This window comes from Dokdonella sp. (genome assembly GCF_035703485.1).
Taxonomy (GTDB): Bacteria; Pseudomonadota; Gammaproteobacteria; order Xanthomonadales; family Rhodanobacteraceae; genus Dokdonella.
In genome coordinates, this window is the sequence record NZ_DASSYD010000031.1 from 1 (window position 1) to 11187 (window position 11187).

The window sequence follows — 11187 nt, forward strand, 5'->3', positions numbered from 1 at the left end:
CATCTTGATGCGTTTGGTCAGCAGCGTGCGCGTCAGCAGTCCGAGTCGATCCGGCCCGGCTGGCAGTTGGGTGTCGTTGTAGTGGGCAATCAGTCCGCACAGGGGAATGCGGGCCTTCGCATTCAGCAGCGGCAAGACCGCGTCGAACACGGCACCGCCGACGCTTTCGAAGTAGACATCAATGCCGTTACCGCAGGCGGCCTTGAGCTGAGCAGCGAAGTCCGAGGCGCGATGGTCGATGCACGCATCGAAGCCGAGTTCATCGACGACGTAGCGGCACTTCTTCTCACCACCGGCGACGCCGACCACACGACAGCCCTTGAGCTTGGCAATCTGGCCGACCACGGAACCAACCGCGCCGCTGGCCGCCGCCACCACCACGGTTTCGCCTTCTTTGGGCTGGCCAATATCGAGCAAGCCCATGTAGGCGGTAAAGCCGGGCATGCCGAGCACGCCGAGCGCCAGTGACGGCTGCTGCATTTTTGCATCGAGTTTGTTGAGGCCGCGACCATCGGAAACCAGATAGTCCTGCCATCCACCAAAGGCGAGCACGAGGTCGCCTTCGGCGTAGTCGGAGTTGCGTGACGATGCGACTCGCGCCACGGTTCCCGCTCCCATGACTTCGCCGATCGCCACCGGTTCAGCGTAGGAGGGGCCATCACTCATGCGCCCACGCATGTAGGGATCCAGTGACAGATACAGGTTTCGCAGCAGCACTTCACCGTCGCCGAGCGCGCGGACCGGCTGCTCCACCAGCTTGAAGTTGTCGGAAGTCGGCGCGCCGAGCGGGCGCGAAGCCAGGGTGATTTGTCGGTTGATGGGAGTGGGTTCGGTCACGGGATCACCTTTTCGGATTGCCATTGCGGCCATCGAAGCTTGGGGCAGCAAGGGCATTAGGCAACGGTGCGGGAAGATGAGAGCAGCGAGTAATCCAGAAATCTGCACGTCGATTCGTGCGCGAGTCATGATCAGTCTGATCCCGCGCGGAGAATGGACAGCGGAATTCCGCTGGTGACACGCGCCAGGCAATTACTGATTGCCCGAGTCGGGATCGTCCTTCTTTGGCTTCAAGGCATCGCGCAGCAGATCCTTGAGCACGTCTTCGGTGCGTCTGGGCTTGTCCCGCCGTTCCTTGTCGGCCGTCGGCGTGGAATTGTTGTCTTCGGAGGGGTTGAGACCGGCGCCAAGCAGGCCGAGAATTGCATCAGGATCGACCTTGAGCCGGGGTTTGTCTACGGTTCCTGATATGCGAACGCCGATGCCGTTTTGCGGCGAGCCCCTGAGCAAATTACCGAGAAGCTCGCCACCGCGACGGTTGATGCCGTTGGTCAACGCATCGTCGAGCTTTACCCGCATGCGAAAGTTGAGCGAATCATCGGCGGCCATGCGGCCGCGGAGCACGATGTCACCAAGTTCGGCAATTTCCGCTTCCAGTGGATCAATGGTCACGCCGTCAGTGCGCATGGAAATCACCGCATCGGCATGTCTGATCATGGTGTCACGCGGTGCGCGGATGCCCGCCAGAGACAGCGCTGTTCCCAGCTTTGAACCGAGGCTGAAACCCTTGAGCAGGGAATTGTCCAGGCTCACCGCGCCACTGATCACGAGTGCATCGAGCGCACCTTTCGCATTCAGATTGATACCGAGGCTGCCGCCGCTGAGCTTCGAATTCTCAGGCAGGACTACGCCAAACGCAGGCAGAAGGTCCTGCACATCGTCAACCGGCAATTGTTGGCCTGACGCATGCAAATCCAGACGCATGATGTTCTTCTTGTTGTCGAATTTTCCGCTTACGGCGAGCACTGCTGCGCCACTGGCGATCGTCATCTCGTCAATGCGCCCGTTACGGGCAGGCAACTGGTAGTTCGTCTTCAGATCGATGCGTAGAGGCTGCGTCGCTGGTGAACCGGCTGCCATCAACTTGAGGCGCCGAACACTGATTTTGCCGCCGGAGTGCAGCACTCCGCCTTGTGAACGGATTTGCACGTTGGCATCGATCGCGCCGCCCGTGTCATCGGTTCCGCTGAGGAATCCGGCAGCAACCAGGTCGACATCGTGCAGTTGCAGTTGTGCATTGATCGGCGTCAACACGGCATTGCCGGCATCCCATGGACCCGCATCGCCATGCAGATCAAGCGAACCACCGCCTGCTATCCGGGCGCTCGCTGAAAACGGAAACGTTGCAGCTTTGCGCAGATGGCTGGCACTCAGCTCCAGTTGGTCATAACTGCGCTGCTTGCCGTTGCTGCGCTCGACCTCGATGCGCCCGTTGGTCACGCGCAGGGTGTCGACGCTGATTTCCGTGGTGCTCGAATTGGTCCCAGTGCTTGCATCTCTCGTCTCGTCGTCGCCAGCGAGACTGGAGAAATTCCAGACCCCGCTGGATTTCTGTCGCAGCGAGACAACCGGGCTCTCCAGAGTCAGCGATGTGACGTGTGCCTCTTGCCGCGCAATCAGGGGCCACAGGCGTACGCCGAGTCGAATGGACTTTGCCGTGACAAAGGCTTGCTTGCCGAAAGCGGGATCGTCGCCGATGCGAACATCGTCGGCGTTCAGTGAACCGGTCCAAAGCGACGCGTGCAACTTGCCCAGCGCGACTTCACGTCCGATGGATTTGCTCAGCGTGGTTTCCAGTTGTCCACGGAAATGGTCGGCGTCGACCAGCAACAGCCCGCCTGCGGCAATTGCGACAATGCCGAATACGACGATGAGCATTCCGTAAATCAAGCGTTTCATGAGTGTTTCCTCTGCCGTTGTCCAGGAGACAAATCAGGTCGCGAGTCAAACACCGGTCTGGTCGCCCGGTCAATTTCCTTCAGGCGTTGTCTTGAACAATCGAGGCTGTTGTTGCTGCCATCGCCATTTGCAGGTCATTGGCGAGAGATTCTGTAGACGCACCCAACGCGGGCGTCTTACGCAGAACCCGATTTGTCTTTCGTTTTATCCGCCTTCGGCATGTCTCCAATGACGGTTTTCAGCGGGCACACGGAAAAAGCCGGACATTTTTTGCAACCTGTGACGATTGCGATCGGACATAGGGTCATCTCGTTCATCCTTTGATAGGGGTTGGCGCGAAATCCATTCAGAACTTTGCGTGCCATCATACTGGCATGATCGCGTACCTGCCGCGGCAACTATCGTCGCGCCATCATTTGCGGGCGCTCTGGCAAACCGCTGACATTCGCTCAGGCGCTTGTGAGCCGAAGTGAAACGGCTCCGCGACAGTTCTTCGCATGCGCCTCGATGTGGATTCTGCGTGTGCTTGCGCGTTGCCGACCAGACAATACAAGGTGACCGCTCCTGCCGGACCAGCTACTACTGATCGAACCGAATCCACCTGTTAGCCCGAGGCCCGCATGTCTGCTTTCGAAAATCGAATTCCGCCGCCGATAATCGGCATTCTTGCTGCTGTGTTGATGTGGGGTGTCTCTTCGCTGGGGCCGTCTTTTTCATTGGCTGCGCAGTTCCGTTGGCCGCTCGTTGCGGTCCTCGTGCTGATTGGCATCAGCTTCGACGTGCTTGGCATTCTCGCCTTTCGCAAATCACGCACGACGGTGAATCCACTCAAGCCCGAGAATGCATCGTCACTGGTTGTCGATGGCGTTTACCGGATCACCCGCAATCCGATGTACGTGGGCATGGGTTTCCTGCTGCTGGCATGGGCCGTCCATCTTTCCGCATGGCTGCCATTTGCCGTGATTCCCCTGTTCGTATTGATCCTCAGCCGATTTCAGATCGTGCCGGAGGAGCGCATGCTCAGGCGAATATTCGGCGAGGACTACGAGCACTACACCGCACGTGTGCGGCGCTGGCTTTGACGGGCTGTTGAGACTTGCTCAGGCGATTGCGAGACAAGATGAAACGGACTCGGAATCGCGGTTTGCATACGCTAAATGAGTATTTTTGAGGCACGTCTTGTCGTCGTATCGCACCGCTTGTGCAGGAATTCAACCGCTGTTCGCACAACGCTGATCAAGAAAACCCGAGCTGAACCAGGACTTGCGTGAGATTTGTTCAGTGGCATCCATTGGGCTGCGGTTCGGTTGCGCCCGGATAGGGTGAACGATCATTCGGTGATCGAGGGGCGAGCCATGAATCGAGTTCGAATTTCCACATCCATCCTGTTCGGCACATTGTTTGTCGGCGGTACCGTGATGGCCGCGAATATCGTCACCGCACCGCAGGGCGGTGTTGCGCGCTGGGCAGGAATGGCGGCGAGTGAGTGCGGCGTCTACGGCAAACGCTACGCGGCGGTCGATGCCGTTTGCTACTACCCGGTCGATATCCGTACCAAACCGGGCAGCCATGAGATCGCCCTGTGGGATCAGGATGGCAAGCAGCATCTCGGCTCGCTTCGTGTCGAAAAAGCGGAGTTCCCGAAGGTCGAGATGGAGTTGCCGGAAAGCCTCGATCGCTTCCTCAATCCCTCGGCCGATGAAACCAGTCGCGCTGTCGCAGAGCGCGCTGAAATCGAGAAGATCCTTGGCGGCAGCAATGATGCGGCGAAATTCTCGTTGCCGCTGGGAACGCCTGCGGCCAGTTTGCCGAAGAGTTCGGATGACTTTGGCAGTGAGCGCTTGTTCAACAAGGAGCACAAGAGCCTGCACAGCGGTCGCGACTATCCAGTCAACGTCGGCAGTGCGGTGAAGGCGGTGGCTGATGGCACGGTGGTGCTTGCCGCAGATCATTTCTACGCCGGCAATTCCGTCTATGTCGACCACGGCGATGGTTTGGTCAGCATGAACTTCCATCTCGATTCAATCGCGGTCAAAGCCGGTGACGAGGTCAAGCGAGGGCAGACCCTTGGCACAGTCGGCAGCACCGGTCGGGCGACCGGTCCGCATCTGCATATCGGCCTGCGCTGGCTCGGCAAACGCATCGACCCGGCGCTGTTGTTCGACAATCCGACCACGCTGCCTTCGGTCAGCGACAGCCACGCCGAAGCCGAACGCAAGATCGAGAAGGCCGAAAATGCCGAGCCCGATGAAGGCGATTCAACGATCGACGACTAGTCCGGGCCACTCGTGAGTTGTCCGCGCTGGCAGCCTGTCAGGCGCGGCTGGGCTGCGACTTCGTCTGTGTGCGGTCCATGGTTCCGCAGATTTTGACCCATGGCACGCCTATGATCTGCAAACCGTCGAAACTCTGGCTCCACCCCGATGGATTCTCGCCTCAACCAGCAAAGTCAGACAGGCTGTTAGGATTCCGCCTTCGACTGCCGATTTCGGCGGGTAGACAGGCACGCCCGGATGTCCGAATCCATAAAGCGTAGAACGCGCGTCCCGGTCAGTGTCTGGGCGCTTGGCTTTGTCAGCCTGTTCACCGACATGGGTTCGGAGATGGTGCACAGCCTGCTGCCGGTGCTGCTGGCCGGGACGCTTGGCGCGAGCGCATTGACGATCGGCTTGATCGAGGGCGCGGCGGAATCACTGGTGCTGATCACCAAGGTGTTTTCGGGTTATATCAGCGATGCCTTCGGCAAGCGCAAACCGCTGGTGTTGCTTGGCTATGGGCTTGCGGCGGCGGTCAAACCGCTGTTTCCGCTGGCCGCATCGGTAGATACGATTGTTGCCGCCCGCTTGATTGACCGCTTCGGCAAGGGTGTTCGCGGCGCCCCGCGCGATGCGCTGATCGCCGATGTCACGCCGCAGGAAGTGCGCGGGGCGGCATTTGGCTTGCGTCAGTCGATGGATTCGATTGGTGCGGTGGTCGGGCCCTTGCTGGTGGTCGGCTTGATGGCCCTGTTTCTCGGCAATATCGATACGGTGCTCTGGTTCGCCGTGCTGCCGGGGGTTGTGGCAGTGGCCTTGATCGTGTTCTTCGTGCGTGAACCGGAACGCGCCGAACGCCGCGCGCGACTGCCGATCTCGCGTGCAGGCCTGGCCAGTCTGGGCCGGCCATTCTGGATGGTCGTCGTGGTCGGCGGTCTGCTCTCACTGGCTCGATTCAGCGAAGCCTTCCTGATTCTTCGCGGCTCCCAACTGGGACTTTCCAATACCTATGTGCCGCTGGTGCTGGTGATCATGAGCGTGGTCTATACGGCCTCGGCCTGGCCGGTCGGTGCATTGTCCGACCGCTGGTCGCGGCGCAGCCTGTTCGCGGCGGGCATGATCGTGCTGGTTCTCGCCGATGGCGTGCTTGCTTTTGCCTCGGGATCGCTCGGCGTCTTCATCGGTGCGGGCTTGTGGGGCTTGCACCTGGGCATGACCCAGGGCCTGCTCGCGGCGATGATTGCCGATACCACGCCGGTTGCGTGGCGCGGCACCGGATTCGGCGTGTTCAGTTTGATCTCCGGGGTTGCGTTGTTGATCGCCAGTGTCGCGGCCGGCGCACTTTGGGATCTGCACGGTTCGCAGACGACATTTTTCACCGGGGCGATATTCGCCCTGCTCGCAGTTTGTGCGTTGCCTCTTTTGAAAGCGGGAGTAGGGAGTGGGAAGTAGGGAGTGGGATTCATCTGCCGATGCCGAGACAGGCTGCGTACGCCGTCGCGTTGCCCGCTTCGAGGATGGGTCAATTGAGCAGACCGAGGACTGGATTGCCAGCGAAGTTCCGATCGCGATGAGCTACAACGGCGAGGCACATGTGGTGATGCTTGCGACTCCGATGGATCTGCAGGATTTCGCCCTTGGCTTCAGTCTCAGTGAAGCGATCATCGCTTCGTCGAGTGAACTCGAAACGATCCGGATCGACCAGCGTCTTGAAGGCATCGAGATTGGCATGCAAATTCCGCAGCCACGCGCCGAGGCGATTGCCGCGCGCCAGCGCAACCTCAGTGGACGCAGCAGTTGCGGGCTGTGCGGTACGCAACAACTCGAAGATGTCTTGCGCCATCCACCGACGCTGACGGCAGCGATCGCGATCACAGCCGACGCCATGCACCGGGCCTTGAATTCGCTGGCTGCCGCGCAACCACTCAATCTGCGCACGGGTGCCACACACGCAGCAGCGTGGTCGGATATTGATGGCTCGTTGCAGCTCGTGCGCGAGGATGTCGGCCGGCACAATGCACTCGACAAGCTTGTCGGTGCAATGACACGACAAGCCATCGACGTGCAGCGGGGATTCCTGATTCTGACCAGCCGGGCCAGCTACGAGATGGTGCAAAAGTCTGCGACGGTGGGCATCGGCCTGATCGCGGCGATCTCGGCGCCAACCGCGCTGGCGATACATCTCGCGGAATCCTGCGGCGTAACCTTGATCGGCTTTGCACGGGATGACGGACATGTCGTCTACACTCACCCGCAACGCATTGTCGAACAGGACACCTGATTGATGGACGTGCAACGCCTGGTCGCCATGGCCAATGATATCACCCGTTATTTCGTCTTCGAGCCGGATCAGGAGGCAGGTGTTGAGGGCGTGGCCGAGCATCTGCGCAAATTCTGGACACCAGGCATGTGCCGACAGATCGTCGAACATTTCAACGCGGGTGGCTCCGGACTGGATGATTTATCGCGTAGCGCCGTCGCTCGACTGGCCGCTGATCAAGACATGCCCACAGAATGATCCTGCCTCGATGGTCTCCAATCGCAAGCTGAGGCGGGATTCGGTCCTGTGCGCGAATCGCGCGCAATCACGACAAATGGCCCTTGTTGAATGCCGGGCGATTGGGTAACTATCGATGCATTCGCCTCCACAGTTTCCGGAGTGGGCAGGGCGTTGTGCAAGATCTCGTCGATTCCTGCATGGTTTCTCCATTTTGATCTGAGAAACTTTGCGCCTGATCAGGACTCCGAAGTTGTTACCGGCCCCAGGGACGAGGTGGGTTCGCGAGGTCGGGTCAATCGGGTGGTCCAGCTACTCTTTGAAATATCCAGGGTCCGCGCGGGCCCATGACATAGAAGGAAGTGCGCATGTCGCGCGGAAAAGTGATTGCGGGAATCGTCGTCGTCGTTGTTGTCGGATTGCTCGGCTGGCGCATGTTTGGCAGCGATGGCGAATCCGAGCCGAGGCGTGGCGGGCGAGGCGGTGGCGACAATTCGCCGATTCCGGTCACTGCGGTGGCAGCAACCGCTCAGGATGTGCCGGTATTTCTGACCGCGCTGGGCACGGTGCAGGCGCTCAACACGGTTACCGTCAGTGCCCAGGTCACGGGGCAATTGCAGGTCGTGCATTTCGCTGAAGGCCAGCATGTGAAGAAAGGTGACCTGATCGCCGAGATTGATCCACGCTCGTACCAGGCGGCGCTTGATCAGGCGGTGGCGAAGAAGAAGCAGGACGAGGCGCAACTCGCTGCATCGCGGAGCACGCTGAAGCGCTATGAGGATCTGATCGAGAAAAATTTCGTCTCGGCCCAGGATCTCGAAAACCAGCGCCAGATCGTGCGCCAGCAGGAAGCGGTGATCGCTGGTGATGCAGCGGCAGTGAACAATGCGCGGACCCAGTTGAGCTTCACCCGGATTATTGCGCCGATCGATGGTCTGGCCGGTATCCGTCTGGTCGATGCCGGAAACCTGGTCCAGGCGAACGGCAGCGCGATTGTCGTATTGACCCAGACCCAACCAATCAATGTCATCTTCAATCTGCCGCAGCAGGATATGGCCAAGGTCCGCGAAGCAGACGCGACGCCTCTCAAGGTGATCGCGATGTCGCGCGCTGATTCAACGCCGATTGCCGAAGGCGAGCTCAAGGTCATCGACAACTCGATCGACACGAGCACCGCAACATTCAAACTCAAATCCGAATTTGCCAACGCGGATCGCAGGCTCTGGCCGGGCGAATTCGTCAATGTCCGCCTGGCCGTGCGCACGGTGAAAAATGGCATCGTGGTTCCGGCGACCGGCGTGCAGCAGGGGCCTGATGGCGAGTATGCCTGGGTCGTGCAGGCTGATTCGACAGTCAAGATGCAGTCGGTTGTGACGGCGGGAACCGTTGATGGTGGCGGTGTGCTGGTTGCTCAGGGTCTCGATGCGGGCGACAAGGTGATCACCGAAGGCCAGTTCCGCCTGAAAGCCGGAATCAAGGTCGCGCCGATGGCTCCGGGTGAGGTGACTGCTGCGAAAGCGCCCGTGAAAGATGACAAGAAACCCGTCAATGGCGGTCGGCGCTGAGCGGCTGCCAGTGCCCCGGACCGAATTCGCCGACCGGCCCTTGATCACCTTTTCCCCTGCGGGAAAGACCAACCAGCTGGAACCCTGAACCGTGGGCTTCTCAACCATCTTCATTCGCCGACCGATCGCCACCTCTTTGCTGATGGCTGGGGTGATGCTGCTCGGCATCATTGGCTACCGCCAGTTGCCGGTATCGGCGCTGCCGGACATCGATGCGCCGTCGATCCAGGTGACTACCCAATATCCCGGGGCCAGTCCGACGACGATGTCGACGCTGGTGACGACGCCACTGGAGCGTCAATTCGGGCAGATTTCGGGTCTGCGCATGATGACCTCGGATTCTTCGGCGGGTCTTTCGACAATCCTGTTGTCGTTCGATCAGGATCGCGATATCGATTCCGCCGCGCAGGATGTGCAGTCGGCGATCAATGCCGGCCGTGGCACCTTGCCGAACAACCTGCCGTATCCGCCCGTCTACAACAAGGTCAACCCGGCTGATGCGCCGATCCTGACCTTGATGATGAGTTCGGATGCGCTGCCGCTGCGCGAAGTCAACAACTACGCCGACTCCATTCTTGCCCAGAAGCTGTCCCAGGTAGCCGGTGTCGGTCTGGTCAGCATCGCCGGCAATGTGCGTCCGGCGGTGCGCATCCAGGTCGATCCGGCGGCGATCGCCAATCAGGGCCTGACCATCGAAGACGTGCGTTCGGCGCTGACCCAGGCCAACGTCAATGGCCCCAAGGGCACGATCGACGGGGCTTCGCAGTCGTACACGATTGGTGCCAACGACCAGCTCAAGGATGCCGACGGTTATCGCAATACGATCATCAGCTACAAGGGTGGTGCGCCGGTTCGGCTTGGCGACGTGGCCAAGGTCGTCGATGGCGTCGAGAACGATCAGCTGGCGGCATGGGCGAATGGAAAGCCCGCGGTGCTGCTCGATATCCGGCGCCAGCCCGGTGCCAACATCGTGCAGACGGTCGACGAGATCAAAAAGCTGTTGCCCGAGATGCGCAGCCTGTTGCCGGCGAACGTGCATCTGGATGTATTTGCCGATCGAACGGTAACCATCCGCGCCTCGGTCGCGGATGTCGAGTTCACTCTGATGCTGACAATCGGCCTGGTCATCGCGGTGATTTTCGTTTTCCTGCGCCGCCTGTGGGCGACGGTGATTCCGAGCGTGGCCGTGCCCTTGTCGATCACGGGCACGTTCGCACTGATGTCGTTCGCCGCGTACTCACTCGACAACCTTTCGTTGATGGCGCTGACCGTGGCCACGGGTTTCGTTGTCGACGATGCGATCGTCATGATCGAGAACATCGTGCGCTACATCGAGAAGGGGCGCGATCCAAAGGAAGCCGCAGAGGTCGGTGCCAGGGAAATCGGCTTCACCGTTCTGTCCCTGACCGTTTCGCTGATTGCCGTGTTCCTGCCGCTGTTGCTGATGCCGGGCGTGACCGGGCGGCTGTTCAAGGAATTTGCGGTAGTGCTGTCGATCGCGGTTGGTATCTCGATGATCGTCTCGCTGACCTTGACGCCGATGATGTGTGCCTACCTCCTGCGTCGCGAAAACGTGCCGCAAGAAGACCGCGACGACTCACACGAAATGAAGGGCAAGAGCGACTGGTGGAACCGACTGGTTGCCGGCTACGCGCGATCACTGGATTGGGTATTCGATCATCGCCCGCTGACCATGATGGTGTTGGCCGCGACCATGGCTCTGACCGTGCTCTTGTTCATGATGATGCCGAAAGGCCTGCTGCCCAATCAGGACACCGGCATGATCACCGGTGTCGTCCAGGCTGACGAAACGATTGCCTTCGAAGCCATGCTTGAGCGCACCCAGCGCGTGGCCGAGGCCTTGCGCGCTGATCCCGCGGTCAGCGGTGTGGCCGCCTTCATCGGTGCCGGTTCGATCAATCCAACCCTCAATCAGGGCCAGCTCAGCATCGTCCTCAAACCGCGAGGCGACCGCGATGGCCTGGATGAAATCCTGCCGCGTCTGCAACATGCCGTCGACCGCATCCCCGGTGTCGCGCTCTTCCTCAAACCGGTTCAGGATATTGCGCTCGACAACCGCATTGCGCCGACCGAATACCAGTACGCACTGACCGAGGTTGATGAGAAAGAACTC

9 protein-coding genes are annotated in these 11187 nt (G+C 60.0%); 7 read left to right on the top strand and 2 right to left on the bottom strand.

Translation table 11 applies throughout. The features are described 5' to 3' along the window. Window positions 1-837: NADP-dependent oxidoreductase (locus VFN25_RS02520; RefSeq protein ID WP_325138480.1), on the bottom strand; the 837-nt coding region annotated here is incomplete at its 3' end. 192 nt (window positions 838-1029) lie between these two features. After that, entirely contained in the window at window positions 1030-2736 is a 1707-nt protein-coding gene (locus VFN25_RS02525; protein ID WP_325138482.1) for an AsmA family protein, read from the bottom strand. A gap of 620 nt (window positions 2737-3356) precedes the next feature. Between VFN25_RS02525 and VFN25_RS02530 the strand changes: the two genes are divergently transcribed. From VFN25_RS02530 to VFN25_RS02560, 7 genes are all read left to right on the top strand, one after another. Beyond that, on the top strand, window positions 3357-3818 hold the full coding sequence (locus tag VFN25_RS02530; protein ID WP_325138484.1) for an isoprenylcysteine carboxylmethyltransferase family protein: 462 nt from the start codon (window positions 3357-3359) through the stop codon (window positions 3816-3818). 273 nt (window positions 3819-4091) lie between these two features. Further along, window positions 4092-5012 (top strand): M23 family metallopeptidase, encoded by a 921-nt coding sequence (locus VFN25_RS02535; RefSeq protein ID WP_325138486.1) that lies wholly within the window; start codon window positions 4092-4094, stop codon window positions 5010-5012. A gap of 237 nt (window positions 5013-5249) precedes the next feature. Beyond that, window positions 5250-6443 (top strand): MFS transporter, encoded by a 1194-nt coding sequence (locus VFN25_RS02540; RefSeq protein WP_325138488.1) that lies wholly within the window; start codon window positions 5250-5252, stop codon window positions 6441-6443. Next, window positions 6433-7272 (top strand): formate dehydrogenase accessory sulfurtransferase FdhD, encoded by an 840-nt coding sequence (fdhD, locus tag VFN25_RS02545; protein WP_325138490.1) that lies wholly within the window; start codon window positions 6433-6435, stop codon window positions 7270-7272. Before VFN25_RS02540 ends, fdhD begins: the two co-directional genes overlap by 11 nt. Before the next feature lie 3 nt (window positions 7273-7275). Further along, window positions 7276-7509: a formate dehydrogenase subunit delta gene (locus VFN25_RS02550; protein WP_325138492.1), complete on the top strand. Its 234-nt coding sequence runs from the start codon at window positions 7276-7278 to the stop codon at window positions 7507-7509. 347 nt (window positions 7510-7856) lie between these two features. Next, window positions 7857-9053 carry an efflux RND transporter periplasmic adaptor subunit gene (locus VFN25_RS02555; protein WP_325138494.1) on the top strand — a complete coding sequence of 399 codons (1197 nt, stop codon included), beginning with the start codon at window positions 7857-7859 and terminating at the stop codon, window positions 9051-9053. Between the two features lie 91 nt (window positions 9054-9144). Next, window positions 9145-11187 (top strand): efflux RND transporter permease subunit (locus VFN25_RS02560; RefSeq protein ID WP_325138496.1); only part of this gene is annotated, 2043 nt, incomplete at its 3' end.